Source organism: Nocardia brasiliensis NBRC 14402 (genome assembly GCF_000308475.2).
In the GTDB taxonomy this organism is placed as follows: domain Bacteria; phylum Actinomycetota; class Actinomycetes; order Mycobacteriales; family Mycobacteriaceae; genus Nocardia; species Nocardia brasiliensis.
Genome location: NZ_BAFT02000072.1, coordinates 25,609 through 41,134 on the forward strand (window position 1 = coordinate 25,609; position 15,526 = coordinate 41,134).

Genomic DNA, 15,526 nt, shown 5'->3' on the forward strand with positions numbered 1-15,526 from the left:
GAAATGGACATCCTTGCGGCGAGGGCGGAGTCCCGGGGCCGGGAGCAACGAACCGGGGGCAGCCCCGCATCTGTTCGGCTACGCAGCGTGACCAGCGCCGCCTCCGGGTTGGTCGGAGCGGAACCCGCTGAGACTGCTACGGTTTCGGAACGTGTTCGACGCCGCAGCCGCCTGCACGGACCCACTGTTCGCCGAATGTGTTGTATCCGAAGCACTTTCGGCCTGTGCGACATCGACACGGGCCGAGATACCGAGCCGTGGCCGGATCGCCGCGGAGGGCATAGCCGTCTCTGAGCAGGCGGCCGCTCAGGCCCGAGTTCGAGTCCGCAGGGGCCCAGCAGTCAACCAAACCGACCCCGAAAATCCAGGACACATCATCTCCGGACTCACCGAGGCGATTCATCGATCCTCTCCCTGTTGAAGTAGGCGAGGGCGAGGGCCAGGGTGGTCAGGATGGTCAGCGTGGTGAGTGTGGTCGAGAGCGGGGCGGGTAGAGAATTTCGTAACGTGAGAGCCGCGGCGGCCGTGGTGACGGTCGCCGCGAGGCCGGTGATGGCAGTGACGAGGTGACGAGGGCGGGCGGATATGCCGCGGATGGCCCGAGGCGGTCGATTGGTGGTCGGCAGCGGTTGGGTGATCAGTGCGTACACCGACAGTATTGCCGTGAACGCGACGTAGCCGAGGCCCGCCGTCGGCGGGAAGCCCTGAGCATCCGGTGATGTCTTCAACAGCAGATAGCCGATGTCGGAGGCCGCTGCGGCCAAGAGCGCGGTGGCGAGGAAGGCCGAGCCGACGATCCTGCGACCGCAGATCAGTGGTCCGAACGCAGCCAGGCTCAGGGTGATGTCCGTGGCGGGATAGAGGGCGAACACAAGCGTCAGGGTGGACTCGACGTCGCGGTTCAAGGCGACGAGCAACCACAAGACCGCCGCATACGCCCCGCAGAACATGCAGAAGTAAGTGACCGCGTTGTCGATATCGCTGCGTACGCTGGCGATGCCGAGTCGCCTGGCGCGGATCCACAGCGCCGCGGCCAAGAAGACCGGCATCGCGAGAAAACCGACGTCGTGCAGGTGCCCCGGCGGCATGTCCTGACCCTGGATATTCCGAGCCACGAACCACGCCACCTGCCCGCCGGTCCACGCGGCGACCGCGGCGAGCAACAGCCCGAAGTAACCGGTGTTGAGGCGATCGCCACGTCGACGGAACAGCCACACCCGCACCAGAAGGATCGCCACCGCTGAGCTTCCGAACACTATCTGCGATAGGTCAGTGATAGCGAGCGCGTGTTCCCCATTGGTGTCGATGGCCTGGACCACGGCGATAATGACCATGCTCACGCACAGCATCAAGCCCAGCAGCAGCAACCCGATCCGCAACACTGGCGCTGGCGGTTCGCCCTGCCCGGTCGCCACGGCCGGCCCCGATTCGTCGGCAGAGGGGGCCGGCGCGGACGCGCATTCCCACAGTTGGCGCACGCGGGCCGCGTCCGCTCCCAGCACTCGGGCGACCTGCTCGACTATCGGCCAGGACGGCAGCGGCGCGCCCGGGTTGAAGACCCGCGCGATCGTGGTGTGGCTGTAGTGGGTGTCGGAAGCGATTGCTCGTAAACTCGGCGCCCCCCTGGATTGGCGCACCCTTGCCAGGTAGTCCGCCAATTCGTGATGTGCGTCATTATCGTCGTTCAGGGGTGCCATTTCACCAGTGTAATCCCGAGTAACTGGCGGTTGAGCTGCGTAAACCAGTGCCCGAGCAGGTTGCTTTCCATCTATCGGCGATGTTGAAGTCTTTGGCATATCGCACAAGCATTTCCTTGCAGTCGACCAGTGGCGAACACATGCACCTGGTGGTAGCCGGGAATTAGCCACACCTGAGGAGTATCTCTCGATGAAAAAGATTCTGTGTGTTGCGACCGGTAGCGTGTGTATCGCTGCGGCCACGTCCTTGGTCCTTCAGACGGCCACGGCCAATGCCGACGTCATCATCTACAACAACCCCCCAGCGGCGGCACCGGCCAACCCGATGCCGCCCCTGATGAACCTGCCGGTGGCCCCGCCCTCGTGGTCGAATCTCGATGACGGCCGCACGACCCTGCCCGGTAACCCCCGCACGACATCGAATACGGAGAGCGGCGAGCTGTCCGAGGCCGAACTCGACCAACTGCACGACGACGCGGTCCGCGACGGCGCCGTCGACGGTGCGGCCACCGGCGGAGTCAACGGCACGGCCCTCGGCGCCGCCGACGGCGCCGTGATCGGTGCGGGAGTCGGCGCCGCCACCGGCGCCGCAGCCGGTCTGGTGGCCGGGCCGGCTATCGGCGCGCTCACCGGCATGGGCCTCGGCTGCGTCGTCGGCTTGCCGGCACTGCTCATCGGATGCCTGCCCGGTGCCGTTATCGGCGGCATCATCGTCGGTGTGGCCGGGACCGTGTACGGCCCCGTCATCGGTGCGGGCGCCGGCGCCGCAGTCGGTGCCGGCGTGGGTGCTGCGATCGGCGGAGCGATCGGTGGGCCCATCGGCGAGATGAACGGAGCCGACACCGGTGCGGCGACCGCGGACTCCCAGGCCAACCTGCAGCGCTCCCGCCAGGCCGGCCAGGGAAAGCCCGTTGCGGCGCATGTTGTGGACGCTGCGGCGGTGACCGCGCCCGAGGCGCTTGCGCCGGTGGCCGCTCCACTGCCCGTGCCCGCTGAGATCAGCGCCATGATTCCCCGCGATGTCGTCGACATGATCCCGACGGACGCGGCCGCCCTCATCGGCCTGCGCTGACCCCACGCGCCGAAGACAAGGAGGGGAGGAAGGGAACCACCACTGCGGTGGTTCCCTTCCCACGCTGAACACACCCTGGTGACCGTCTACCCGGCACCGGGCACCGCGCGATCCGGACGCCGCCGACGACTGAAACCTGTTGCTACGCCGACGATTTCCTGCATGCCCGAAGTTCTCGGCCGAGTATCTTTCGGCGTTGTGCAATCGGCCGCGGATGGTCAGTGCAGGGGTGCGAGGGTGTCGGAGTGGGCGAGCAGCGCGTCGAGCCGCCCGCGGTTGTCGTCATCGACGGGAGTCCACACGGTGAGGATGGTGTCGGGGGTGGCGGGTAGTTCCATGCGGGTCAGCGTGAGCGCCAGCTCCCCGGCGCTGGGGTGGCGGTAGATCATGGTTTGGGTGGGTGGGGCGGCGACGTCGCGGGTGGCCCACAGGCGGGTGAATTCCGGGCTGGCGGTGGCGAGTCCGCGAATCAGGTCGGTCCAGGCGGGGTCGTGCAGGTGGTGGGCGAAGTCGGCGCGGAACGAGGCGACCATGTGCGGCAGGCCGGCGTCCCGGTTGACGAAGCAGCGGGCTTCGGCGGGAGTGGTGAACAACTCCCACAACACGTTGCGGGAGCCCTCGGGGGCGGTCAGGCGCGGCCATAGCGCCGCGGCGGCGGCGTTGTGGCCCAACAGGTCCCAGCGGGTGTTGATCGCTGCGGCCGGATACGCGGTGATGGCGTCGAGGATCGATTGCACGGTGGGGGTGAGCGCTTCGGCACGGGTGGCGGTGGCCGGGATCGGAACCTCGGCCAGACGGTAGAGGTGGGCGCGTTCGGCGCCGTCCAGGCGCAGCGCGGCGGCGATGGCGTCGAGGACCTGCGCGCCGACATTGATCCGGCGGCCCTGTTCGAGCCAGGTGTACCAGGTGACCGACACCCCAGCCAGTCCGGCGACCTCCTCGCGGCGCAATCCTGGTGTCTTGCGCCGCAATCCCGGTGCCAGCCCGACCTGGACGGGGGACAGCCGGTCGCGGCGGCTGCGTAGGAAGGCGGCCAGTTCGGTACGGCGAGGCGAGGCGGAGACGGTCACGGCGTCCATCATCGGCCACACCCGGCAGGGATGCCAGACGGTTGCCGGGTGCTGGCGACACCAGTGTCACCAGTGTCTTGGTACCGGTGCCGCGACCCCGGCAAGCTGCGATCCGCACCATTCGACATCCCCTATGACGAGGAGTCCACCTGTCATGACCGAAACAGACACGCCCGCAACAGCGTCCCCGCAGACGAGGTCCTCGGATGCGACTGGCACCACGCAGTTCACGTTGCGATTCGCGGTGCGCAGCTACGAGCTCGACACCAACCATCACTTGGCCTCAACGGTGTATCTGCAGTACGCCGAACACACTCGGTTCGCCTGCGGGCAGGCCGCGGGGCTGTCTCCGCAGCGGCTGCTGGCTGACGGGCTGGGGCCGATCAACCTCGAAACCACCGTGCGCCACCACGCCGAGTTGCGCGCCGACGACACTGTCGATGTGACATGCGTGTTCGTGTGGGGTCCGGGCAAGACCCATCGCGTCGAACACACGTTGACCAAACCCGACGGCACCTTGGTCGCCGAGGTGCACAGTGTCAGCGGCTTGCTGGATATGCGGACCCGACGCATGGTCGCCGACCCCGCCCGAGAATTGCGTTCGCGCGCCACCGACCCGGCGCTGCTGGGGCTGGCGTGAGCCGGTCCGCGCCAGCAGGAGTGGACAGCAGCACGCGACACCGGCTGGGACAGATCGATCACGGTTTCGTGCCGCGCAAACTCACCGTCAGCTATGTGGCGATCTGTACCGGGACGGTCGATATCGCGCTGCTGCACACCGCCTTCGGGTTGTTGTGCCGCAAGTATCCGATGCTGACCGGCACGATCGAGATCACCGGCGACGAGTGCTGCCTCCGGATTCCCGGCGACGGCACCAGCGCGGCCGGCACCGACACTGTGGTGGGCCCGATCGCCGACTGGCTCGCCACCGCGGCACGTTCCCCCCTCGATCCTGCCCACAGCCTGGCGAAACTCACCATCGTCAGCGACCGCGACCGGACTGCGGTCGCGCTGCAGGTCAGTCACGCGATCAACGACGCCACCCTCGGCTTGGAGCTACTCGCGTTTTTCTGGCACACCGCCGCCACCCTCGCCAGGACCACCGCGTTCCCCGGCACCACTCCGGTCTACCCGCACAGTCTCGAACACGCCTACCGTGCGCGGGGCTTGGCCTTGCCCGAGCTCGATCTCCCAGCGTCGGGCGCGGTACACAGCATCCCGGCCGCCGACCGCGGTGAAGGGGCAGGATTCGCGCCCGCGCCGGAAGGACGGATCACCCTGTCCCGGGCCGACACCGCCGCGCTACGCGCGCACGCGCGGGCAGCGGGCGTGACGCTGCACGCTCTGCTGACCGCGGCGATCGTGCGCGCCGAACGCGCGATCCACACCGAGTTCGGCGACGCCACCGATCTGCCGATGATCATGTTTCATCTGGTGGACCTGCGCGCCCACCTGTGGCCCGTGGCGCGAGCGGACGAGGTCACCAATGCGCTGGGATTCGCGCCGACGGTCACCGCCTGCGAGCCCGGCACCGACCTGGAAGTCCTTGCGGCCGAGGCCAAGACGCAGATCGTCGCCGGAATTCAGACCGGAGCGGCACTGACAGTTATGCGGGCCGCAGCGGGGAACGCCGCACACGGCGGACCGCGCAAGGGTGTGGGAAACTTCCTCACCAACTGGGGCGTGGTGCCCGACCTCGCCGTCCCGGCCGGGGTCGAGATCGTCGACTTCCACGGCTTCGCGACCTCCGAACCGGTTTCCTGGGTCGGCTATTTCGTCTCCACCTTCGCCGGGCGCGCCAGCCTCGAGCTCGCCTTCTCCCCGCGATTCCATGCACCCGCGCAAATTGCCGCACTGCGCGCGCTGATCTGCGCCAACCTCACCGAGCTGACGGTCCGCGCCCGGTCCCGGTAGCCGAGGCCCGGGCGCGCGCAGGCGTCGGACGTCGCGGACCGCAAATCCTTAGTTTGGCAAACATCCCGAGTTACGTTACAGTCACTCACTGTAACGAAAGTAGGTGGCTCTCCCGCACCAGAGCGGGCGAGACCACCCTCGTTTGAAGGAGAGACATCCATGAGCAACCACTTCGCCGTCTCGATCAAGGCCGCCCTTGCCTCCCTGGTGCCGGGCGCGCACACCGACCGTGCCGAGGATGGGGCGCCGAAGCCGACAGTGGTGCTGGTGCACGGCGCGTTCGCGGACGCCTCCGGCTGGGCAGCCGTCGCCGCGCGGCTGCACCGGCGCGGGTTCCCGGTGATCGCGGTCCCGAACCCGCTTCGCGGCCTAGCCCACGACAGCGCCTACCTCCAAGGCTTGCTGGCCGGGATCGAGGGTCCGAAGATCCTGGTCGGGCACTCCTACGCCGGCGCGGTCATCTCCAATGCCGCCCCCGCCATCGCCGACGTCACGGCGCTGGTGTTCGTCGCGGCGTTCGTCCCCGACACGGGCGAGGCGCTCGGCGGCCTCCTCGAAGCGCACGCCGACGCGTCGGTGCCGCCGCTGCCGCAGCAGGTGTTCCAGTACACCCGTCCCGACGGGTCGACCGGGACGGAGGTGTGGCTGGACCACGCCCGGTTCGCGAACGCGTTCGCCGCCGACGTCGACGCCGCCACCGCCGCCTACCTGGCGATCTCCCAGCGCCCGGTCGCCGCCGAGGCGTTCGGTGAACCGGCCACGGCCGCCGGATGGAAGACCATCCCCTCCTGGGCGCTGGTCGCGACCAAGGACCACGCCATCGCGCCGCGCCTGGAACGGTTCATGGCCAACCGCGCCGGCGCCACCGTCAGCGAGGTCGATTCCTCGCACGCGGTCATGCTCAGCCACCCCGACGCGGTCGTCGAGGTGATCGAGCAGGCGTATCAGGGCACCCGCTGACCCGCGTTCGCTGCCGATGACCGGGGAGGGGACGCCCCTCCCCGCCGCCACTACTACATCCTTCCCGCTGATCAGGAGTACCACTATCATGTCCGACCTGCGGTTTCTCGCCCTGTCCGGCAGCCTGCGCCGCGGCTCGCACAACACCGGCCTGCTGGCCGCGCTGGCCGCGCTCGCCCCCGCCGGAGTGACCATCGACCTCGACACCGACCTGGGTGCCCTGCCCCACTTCAACCAGGACCTCGAAACCGACCCACCCGCGGCGGTTGCCGAATTGCGGCAACGGGTAGCCGCCGCGGACGGGGTCCTGCTCGCCACCCCCGAATACAACTCCGCAATCCCGGGTGTACTGGGCAACGCCCTGGACTGGCTGTCGCGCCCCGCCACCGACCCTGCGCTGGGTGGGAAACCGGTCGCGATCCTGGGTGCGTCCCCGTCGCAGTTCGGCACCGCCCGCGCCCAGCTGGTCCTGCGCCAGATCCTGCACCGCATCGGCGCTCCGGTGGTCGCCGGGCCCGAGGTGACCGTCTTCCGATCCCACCTGCGCCTCGACGCCACCGGCACGTTCGTCCCCGACGAGATCACCCGGACCCTGCTGCGCCAGCTGCTGGACGGCCTGATCGAGCTGGCCGAGCGGACCCGCGCAGTGCCCGCCCGCAGCGCCTGACCCGTTCGCTGTCCGGCCACCACACCCCGCGCGCTCGCGCCCAGAGGAGAAAACCCATGCCGCACACAATCATTCCGCCGTTCACCGTGGTCCGCCCGGGTGAAGGACGGCACGTGCCGATCCCCGGGTTCGGTGCGGACTTCAAATTCGACACCTATCTGACCCACGGCGCGGTGTCGATGGTGGAGCACCCCTTCGCCGTCGGCCAGATCACCCCACCGCACACCCATACCTTCGAAGACGAGTACTCGATCGTGCTGGAGGGCGAGATCGGGTTCCGCTGCGGGGACGCCGAGATCGTGCTCAGCCCCGGCGGGTACGTGCTGAAGCCGCGCGGTGAGATGCACGCCATGTGGAACGCGGGCACTGTGCCCGGCCGGATCGTCGAGATCATCGTCCCCGGCGGTTTCGAACAGTACTTCGCCGAACTCGGTGACCTGCTGGCCGATGACGCGACGGCCCCCACCGCGTTCGACGATCTCGCGGCCCGGTACGGGCTGACCTATGGCCACCCCGACTGGCTCGACGACGTCATCGCCCGCTACCACTTGGCCCCACCCACCCACGGCACCACCACCGCACACCGGTGAGAACGCAGGGGCACACCGATCGCCGTCCCGACGCCGCCCGCACCCGATGAAGGAATACAGTCGTGTCCTGTAACGAAACACGATCGGGGAGGCCATGACCCAGCGCAGCGCAGCCACCGACCACCCGCAAGGCCGCCGTTCCGGCCCGCGCGGCGGACGTCCCCGCGACCCCGCCGTCGACGAGTCGATCCTCGTCGCCACGCGCCGCCGCCTGGTCACCGACGGCTACATCGGCATGGCCCTGGGCGATATCGCCGCCGATGCCGGAGTCACCCGCCCCACTCTCTACCGGCGCTGGCCAGGCAAACTCGAACTCGTCATCGACGCCCTCGACTACGGCCTGCGCGCCCAGCTCGCCGCCACCCCACCCTTCCCGCTGGACGATATGACACCGGAAGAGGCGTTCACCGAGGCCATCCGCCGCGTCGACCCCTGCTACTACAACCCCGACGCCATCATCCTGCAGGGCGGATTCATCAGCGAAGCCGAACGCGTGCCCGAACTCCTCGCCCACGTCGTCACCCGCGCCGTCGAACCCCGCGTCTCCCAGGTCGAAGACGTGCTGCGCCGGCTCATCGACCGCGGCGCAGTCCGCGCCGATACCGACACCCGCACCGTAGCGACCATGGTCTTCGGCGCCTTCTTCGGCGCGTTCCTGCGCGGCGACGACACTGCCACCCGCGCCCGGCTGCCCGAACAGCTCGCCGCCGCCCTCTGGCCCGCCCTCACCACCCAGCCCTGACCGCCGCCGCACCGCAACGCGGAGCTACTGAGCCAATCCACCGAACTGCGCGCGTAGTTCGCGTTTGACGATCTTTCCGCTCGGATTCTTGGGCAGCGCGTCCACGAACACGACATACTTCGGCCGCTTGTACGGCGCCAGCACCGTTTTCGCGTGGTCGAGGACCGCGTCCACGGTGACCTCATGTCCGTCTCTGACGACGATCACCGCGGTCACCGCCTCGATCCAATGCGGGTGCGGGATACCGAACACCGCGACCTCGGCGACGCCGTCGACCCCGTACAACGCCTCCTCGACCTCACGGGAAGCGACGTTCTCTCCCCCGCTCTTGATCATGTCCTTCTTGCGGTCGACCACGCTTAGGTAGCCGTCCGGGCTCAGCACGCCGAGGTCGCCCGAATGGAACCAGCCACGCCGGAAAGCCTCGGCTGTCTTGGGCGCGTCGTTGTGATAGCCCGCGGCGACGTGCGGGCTGCGATGCACGATCTCGCCGACCACGCCGGCGGGCACCGGATTGCCGTCGTCGTCCACCACCGCGGTCTCGACGTTGATCGCGGGCCGGCCCGCACTGCCGGCATGGTCGATCTGCTCCTCCGGACGCAGGATGGTCGCCATCGGGGCGAGTTCGGTCTGGCCGTAGAAATTCCACAACCGCACGCCGGGCAGGCGACGCCGCATTTCCTGCAGCACCTCCACCGGCATGGGCGAGGCCCCGTAGTACCCCTTGCGCAGGCTCGACAGATCGGTGGTGTCGAAGGCGGCACTGCGCAGCAACGAGATCCACACCGTAGGGGGCGCGAACAACTTCGTGATGCGGTGGCTCTCGATGCTCGCGAGCAGCACCTCCGGGTCGGGGTTGGGCAGGATGACGCTGGTCGCCCCGAGATACACGTCCACCGCGAAGAAACAGTCCAACTGCGCGCAGTGATACATCGGCAGCGCGTGCACCTCCACATCGTCGACGCTCATCTCACCGTCTACCGCACAGCTGACGTATTGGCTGATCAACGAGCGGCTGGTGTGGATCACCCCCTTCGGGCTCGACTCGGTGCCCGAGGTGTACATCAACCGGATCGGATCGTCGTCCGCGATCGGGACGTCGATCGGCGTAGTGGACCCGCTGAGACACCATCGGCTCGCGTCCGACCAACCCGCGGCCGGTTCCCCACCGAGCTGTCCGCGCAGGGCGATCGACAGACCGGCTCGAGTTATCGCCTCGGCCGCGGTCGGCACCAGGGCGTCTTCGGCGAGCAACCCCGAGGCTTGCGAGTCGGTCAGGATGTAGGCGACTTCCCGGCTCGTCAGCATGAAATTGATCGGCACCAGCACCACCCCCAATCGGGCCGTCGCGAAGGTGAGCACCGCGAACTCCCACCGGTTGTGGCTCAGCAGAGCCAGCCGGTCACCCTTTTCGATACCGCGGTCGTCGAGCGCGTGCGCGGCGCGGTCGACCGCCGCGTCGAACTCGGCGTAGGTGAAGCGCCGGGCCCCATCGATGACGGCGAGTTTGCCCGGGTACCGGCGAGCAGTGCGATGCAGCAGATCTGCGACTCCGTGGCGCCGGGCCCGCGCGAGGTCGGCCGCGGTGGTGCCCGCTGATGCGTCCGATGCTTCTTCAGAGTGCAATGTTCACCGCTTTGGTCTGCAGGTACAGATCCAGCGCGCCGCCGAGCTCGCGTCCCCAACCCGACTGTTTGAACCCGCCGAACGGCAATGCGCTGTCGAAGGCGTTGTACTGGTTGATCCAGACCGAGCCCGCTTTCAACGCTTTGGCGGTGCGGTGCGCCTTGGAGAGGTCGCGGGTGAAGATGCCCGCCGCCAGCCCGTAGATCGAATCGTTGGCAGCGGCGATCGGGCCGTCCGCGGCGGTGAACCGCTGGGCCACCACGACCGGACCGAAGATCTCGTCGCGAACGATGCTCTGCTGCGGGTGGACGTCGACGAAGACCGTGGGTTCGACGTAGTAACCGGTGTTGCCCCAACGCTTTCCGCCGGTCAACGCCCGCGCGCCGTCGGCGTGCCCCTGGGCCATGTACCCGACGACCCGGTCGAGCTGTTCCTGCGAAACCAGCGGCCCGAGCTGGGTCGCGGGATCGAGACCCGGTCCGATCTTCACCGCCGCGACGGCGTCGGACACCGCGCGGGTGAACTCGTCGAAGATCGAGTCCTCCACGAAGAGCCTGGTTCCGGCCACACACGACTGGCCGTGGTTGAACAGCAATCCGTTGACCGCACCGGGCACCGCCACCGCCGGATCCGCGTCGGCGAACACGATGCTGGGGCTCTTGCCGCCGAGCTCGAGCGAGACCTTCTTGAGGTTGCCGCCCGCCGCGGCGAGCACCCGCTTGCCCACCTCCGTCGAGCCGGTGAACGCGATCTTGTCCACGTCGTGGTGGGCGGCCAGCGCGGCACCGGCGTCACCGAAACCGGGCACCACGTTCACCACACCCGGTGGAAACCCCGCCTCCTCGAACAGGCTGCCCAGCAGCAGTGAGGTCAGCGGGGTCTGCTCGGCGGGCTTGAGCACCACAGTGTTCCCGGCGGCCAGGGCCGGCGCGATCTTCATCGTGGCCATCAGCAGCGGAAAGTTCCACGGCGTGATCTGCCCGCACACGCCCAGTGGCTCACGCAGTGTGTAGGCGTGGAATTCACCGCCCGGCGCGAACGGCATCGAGACCGAGACCGTCGTGCCCTCGATCTTGCTGGCCCACCCCGCGCAGTAGCGGAAGATGTCCCCCGACCAGCCCGCATCCACCACCTGCGCGACACCCGCCGACTTGCCGTTGTCGAGCGACTCCAACTGACCGAAGATCTCGGCCCGCTCGGTGATCAGGTCGCCGACGCGCCAGATCAGGCGTTCGCGTTCATTCGGCTTCATCCGCGCCCACGGGCCGTCCTCGAACGCTGCTCGTGCCGCTCTGACCGCACGGTCGACGTCCTCGCGCTCCCCATGGGCGACGGTCGTCAAGACCTCGCCGGTCGCCGGATCGTGCGTCGCAAACACCTTGCCCGACGCCGCAGGCACCCACTCGCCCCCGATCAGCATGTTCCGGGAGGTACTCACAAATTCACCGACCGCGGGCAGTACCGGGAATTCAACGGCGATGGTCACATTCGTCTCCTCGACATTCGGGGCGAGCATCCGCCCGCTCGATCGCTCCGAGTGCAGAATGCGACTCCCGCCGGGGTGCGCGGTGACCCAATTCTGGACACGCCGCGCCATGCGCCCGCGTGGCGACCGACATCAGGCGCGGACCGCTGTTCACATCTGCGACACCGCGCGACAGGAGATCGGGCCAAGCTTCGAACTGGACCACACCAGTGAGGAGATCGCATGTACCGATTGACCGTGCTCTACCCGCCCCCTGCCGACGCCGACCACTTCACCAGCTACTACCTCTCGACTCACTTGCCGCTGGCGGCGAAATTGCCTGGCCTGCAATCGATGCGGTACAGCCTCGAGGTCGCCGCGGTGGACGGCGAGAGCCCGTACTTCGCGGTGTGGGAGGCAGAATTCGATTCGCAGGCGGCCATGGGGGCGGCGATCACCTCCCCGGAGGGGCAGGCCGTGGTCGCCGACGTCGCGAACTACGCCACCGGCGGGGCACAGATCATCCACTACCCGCTGACCTGAGCGGACCCGCGTCGCCGTCCATCTGACAATCGTCACCGCGGTTTGCGTGGTCCGGCAGGGATCCCGCTCACCGCGCGGAGGTCGGCGGCGCGATACCGTACCGGCGGATCGCGCGATACAACGTGGTTCGGCTGATGCCCAGCCGCTTGGCCGCGGCCAGTTTGTTTCCCTCAGCGGCACGTAATGCGTCGACGATGGCGTCGTGTTCGGCCCGCTCGATCGGCGTCAGCTTCCGGATCGGGGCTCGGCCCCGGTAGCGCTCCGGCAGGTCGTGCACCGTCACGTCCCCGATGCGTCGCGTACTCACCACATGCCGCACGACCGCGTGTAGCTCCGTGAGGTTTCCCGGCCACGCCTGCGCGGCGAGCGACTCCAACGCAGCGGTCGTCCATCGCAATTCCCGCGGCGCACCCAGCTCCGCCGTCATCGACAGCACCAGGGCGGGGACGTCGCTCGAGCGGGATCGCAAGGGCAGCAAGTCGATTTGATGCACGCAATGTGCCCGCACGGTGCCGTGGTGGGCGTCGAGCCTGCTCTCGGGCACGCTGGTCAGCACCACACGCGCCCGGCTGCCGGTCAGCGCTCGCGCGAGACATCGTGCCGTCGACTCGGTGAGCAGCTCGGTCGACTCGATGATCACGACGTCGGTATTCGCCAAGGCATCGGTCACCCGCCCGAGCCATGCGGCAGGGTCGAGCGTGACGGTGTCGCTCGCGTCGAACCAGGTCGTCGTGCAATGACCGGCAATGTCGCGGGCCGTGCGGGTGCGCCCGGTACCGGGCTCGCCGCAGATCGCGACGTGCCCGTCCTGCAGCGGATCGGCTACCGGCGGCTCGGCTGTGCCCCGCTCGAAGATGAACAGCACACCGCCGCCGACCGGATGCACCGCGACACGCACCGTGCGCCCGGAGCTGAGGTTCAGCGTCATGCGGGTCTGCGCGCGCGGGGTATCGCCGGCGATACCCCGCAGTACCGCGTGATCGGCGGGTTCGAGCGTTTCGATCGCGATCTTGTTGGCCACGAACAACTCGCCGCTGACCGCCGCGACCGCGACGGTGCGATCCCGCAACACCGCCGATTGAAAGCTGCCGAAAAGTCGCTGCTCGGAAAGTTTGGCATCGGAGGTCAGTCGCTGCTCGATCCGCCGCACCGCGGAGAGCACGAACGGCGCCAGCAACTGGCTGGACTCGGTCGCCGAGCAGGTGATATCGAGGACACCCTCGAGCCTGCGGGTCACCGGATGGGTGATCGGGTGCCCATAGCAGTTGAACTGCTTGAGCTCGTCGATATAGTGCTCGCCGCCCTGCACCGCCACGCCGACGCCGGCTTCGGCGGCCGTGGCCAGCGAGTTCGTACCGATGGCCGCTTCGTCCAGGCGGCGGCCGGTGATGAGGCCCATCCGTTCGAGCCGGGTTCGAGAGCGCGTGTCGCCGCTGGCGAGGTCGGCCAGCCGCAGGTCCCGGTCGGCCAGCACCACGGCGACCTCGGCACCGCCGAGGACAGCGCCGAGATCTTCGAGGACCGGCGATGCGGCTCGGGCCAACCGGCTCTGCGGATCCACCTCGTCGATCCCCGCGCTGCGCACGGGTACCGCAGGGTCCAGGCCAGCCAGTTCGGCGCGCCGCCATGACGCGGCAATGATCGGCCGTAACAGGGAACGCTGGCTGCTCATCCGACCTCCTCTGACACCTCGCGAGCCCACCGCGTACGGTCGACCGGATTCGAGTGAGACGTAGTGTATCGGTAAAAATTGCGACAGCGCGCGATCTTCACGATGCTGGTCAGGAGTAACGATCGCCATCCCGACCGCACAAAAGGCGTGAGTGTGGTGCCGATACCGGCACCACACTCACCTCCCTCGCGGCGGACTAGTTGCCCTGTGGCTTCAGCTTGTAGTAGGCCCACCGGAAGTGCTCATAGGTACCGAAGGATCCCGGCACGGTGTGCACCGGCATTTCTGTGCCGTCGAGCCAGCCGGCCGAGACGTAATCCGTCGAGTCGGTGTAGAACGTCTTCTCCATCTGAACCTCCTGTCCGGGTGCGCATTTGACTTTTATCCACCCGGGAATGGTGTGCAACGTGAACGGCGGCGTCAGCTGCCCGACCATCGGCCGTCCCTGTTTGTAATCACCGAATTCCAGCGTCGTTTTCGAGCAGATCCGCGTCCCTGACGGACGCGCGTCGATCAGCGATCCTGAGTACCGTCCGTCGTTGCGCATGATGCCGTAGAACTCGCTCGCGCCGCCGTCGGGCTCCATTACCGGCGCGTATTCCCAGCCTGCCCAGGACTTGTTCGGGTCCAGTATGGAATCCACCACGCTGCCGAACATGCGCATGCGCCAGTAACCCGCACGCCAGCCGGTGATATCGATCTGCCGGCCCGCGATGGTGACCGAGCCGGTCGCTCTGCTGTTGAGCACGATCTCGTCCATCAGCGAATCGGTACCGGGATCACCGCCGACCTTGATCAGTCCATGCGGCCCGGCCACCGGTTCGGTAGCGGTGAAGTCGGCGGCGGCCAGTGGCGAAGAGCCCTTAACCTGCCAGCTATTGGTGTCCGCCGCGTAATTGATGCTGTAGTTGGAGCCACGCATTCCCGGTTTGCCGTCGGCCGTCGCCCAATCCGCCCAACCCCCGCCGGGCAGCCCGTCCTTGAACGACAGGATCCCGTTCATGAACGGGAGCTGCGGCCCCTTCTCGTAGGACAGCTGCCCGACCGCCCACATGAACGGACCACCTTTGCCGATCGCTCGCTCACCCCAGAACGGCTCGGCTTCCACCACAACGATCATCCGTTGCGGGTTCTGCGGATCCTTGAGCCACCACCAGGAGATGCCGACATCGCCGAACTCGTTGCGTTCGAGCTGCGAGTCCTCCGGCGTCGCGACCCGAACGGGATAGTCGTTCGGATCGAGGTCGTAGGAAGTAGGCTCCCACTCCGGCGGCACCGCCACCGCGGCGCCGGGCGAGCCGACCACCGCGACGGTGATGGCGAACAAGGCAATCGACGATCGCGCCACGGTCGCCCACCATCCGCGTCGCCGCCGCGGTCCAACCGCAGCACCAAGACGATTTTCACTGCGGGGCAACAGGTTACGATGATATCGAACAGAACTGGTGACATCGAACATACCGGACCACTTTCTCTCCCGAAGCCTCGACTTCCAGGACTTGTCGAGC

14 protein-coding genes are annotated in these 15,526 nt (G+C 67.9%); 8 read left to right on the forward strand and 6 right to left on the reverse strand.

What is annotated here, in order from left to right; all coding sequences use genetic code 11:
* Positions 1-386: 386 nt before the first annotated feature.
* On the reverse strand, positions 387-1,697 hold the full coding sequence (locus tag TY25_RS26550) for a helix-turn-helix domain-containing protein (protein WP_042260412.1): 1,311 nt from the start codon (positions 1,695-1,697) through the stop codon (positions 387-389).
* 247 nt (positions 1,698-1,944) lie between these two features.
* Between TY25_RS26550 and TY25_RS26555 the strand changes: the two genes are divergently transcribed.
* Positions 1,945-2,769, forward strand: coding sequence for a hypothetical protein (locus TY25_RS26555; protein ID WP_146153947.1), 825 nt, complete (start codon positions 1,945-1,947; stop codon positions 2,767-2,769).
* A 218-nt stretch (positions 2,770-2,987) separates the two neighbouring features.
* Here the strand turns inward: TY25_RS26555 and TY25_RS26560 are convergent, their stop codons facing one another.
* Positions 2,988-3,851 (reverse strand): helix-turn-helix transcriptional regulator, encoded by an 864-nt coding sequence (locus TY25_RS26560; RefSeq protein ID WP_042260499.1) that lies wholly within the window; start codon positions 3,849-3,851, stop codon positions 2,988-2,990.
* Between the two features lie 142 nt (positions 3,852-3,993).
* On the opposite strand from TY25_RS26560, the gene TY25_RS26565 reads away from it, so the two are divergent.
* From TY25_RS26565 to TY25_RS26590, 6 genes are all read left to right on the forward strand, one after another.
* Positions 3,994-4,479 carry an acyl-CoA thioesterase gene (locus TY25_RS26565; protein ID WP_115347050.1) on the forward strand — a complete coding sequence of 162 codons (486 nt, stop codon included), beginning with the start codon at positions 3,994-3,996 and terminating at the stop codon, positions 4,477-4,479.
* A 20-nt stretch (positions 4,480-4,499) separates the two neighbouring features.
* On the forward strand, positions 4,500-5,753 hold the full coding sequence (locus TY25_RS26570) for a phthiocerol/phthiodiolone dimycocerosyl transferase family protein (RefSeq protein ID WP_042260417.1): 1,254 nt from the start codon (positions 4,500-4,502) through the stop codon (positions 5,751-5,753).
* A 159-nt stretch (positions 5,754-5,912) separates the two neighbouring features.
* Complete coding sequence (locus TY25_RS26575; RefSeq protein ID WP_042260419.1) at positions 5,913-6,713, forward strand: alpha/beta fold hydrolase; 801 nt, start codon at positions 5,913-5,915, stop codon at positions 6,711-6,713.
* An 88-nt stretch (positions 6,714-6,801) separates the two neighbouring features.
* Positions 6,802-7,380: an NADPH-dependent FMN reductase gene (locus tag TY25_RS26580; protein ID WP_042260420.1), complete on the forward strand. Its 579-nt coding sequence runs from the start codon at positions 6,802-6,804 to the stop codon at positions 7,378-7,380.
* Positions 7,381-7,436: 56 nt separating this feature from the next.
* Positions 7,437-7,970 carry a cupin domain-containing protein gene (locus tag TY25_RS26585; protein WP_042260423.1) on the forward strand — a complete coding sequence of 178 codons (534 nt, stop codon included), beginning with the start codon at positions 7,437-7,439 and terminating at the stop codon, positions 7,968-7,970.
* Between the two features lie 94 nt (positions 7,971-8,064).
* On the forward strand, positions 8,065-8,712 hold the full coding sequence (locus tag TY25_RS26590) for a TetR/AcrR family transcriptional regulator (RefSeq protein WP_042260426.1): 648 nt from the start codon (positions 8,065-8,067) through the stop codon (positions 8,710-8,712).
* A gap of 24 nt (positions 8,713-8,736) precedes the next feature.
* On the opposite strand, the gene TY25_RS26595 is transcribed toward TY25_RS26590, so the two are convergent.
* Positions 8,737-10,338, reverse strand: a complete 1,602-nt coding sequence (locus TY25_RS26595) for an acyl-CoA synthetase (RefSeq protein WP_042260431.1) — start codon at positions 10,336-10,338, stop codon at positions 8,737-8,739.
* The gene (locus TY25_RS26600) at positions 10,328-11,758 is read right to left on the reverse strand and encodes an aldehyde dehydrogenase family protein (protein WP_226887478.1); all 1,431 of its coding nucleotides are present in this window, start codon (positions 11,756-11,758) and stop codon (positions 10,328-10,330) included. Before TY25_RS26600 ends, TY25_RS26595 begins: the two co-directional genes overlap by 11 nt.
* Positions 11,759-12,046: 288 nt before the next feature.
* On the opposite strand from TY25_RS26600, the gene TY25_RS26605 reads away from it, so the two are divergent.
* Positions 12,047-12,346, forward strand: coding sequence for an EthD family reductase (locus TY25_RS26605; RefSeq protein WP_042260436.1), 300 nt, complete (start codon positions 12,047-12,049; stop codon positions 12,344-12,346).
* A gap of 67 nt (positions 12,347-12,413) precedes the next feature.
* Here the strand turns inward: TY25_RS26605 and TY25_RS26610 are convergent, their stop codons facing one another.
* Entirely contained in the window at positions 12,414-14,147 is a 1,734-nt protein-coding gene (locus TY25_RS26610; RefSeq protein ID WP_081869123.1) for a sigma-54-dependent Fis family transcriptional regulator, read from the reverse strand.
* Positions 14,148-14,214: 67 nt separating this feature from the next.
* Positions 14,215-15,366 (reverse strand): hypothetical protein, encoded by a 1,152-nt coding sequence (locus tag TY25_RS26615; protein ID WP_146153946.1) that lies wholly within the window; start codon positions 15,364-15,366, stop codon positions 14,215-14,217.
* Between the last annotated feature and the right edge of the window lie 160 nt (positions 15,367-15,526).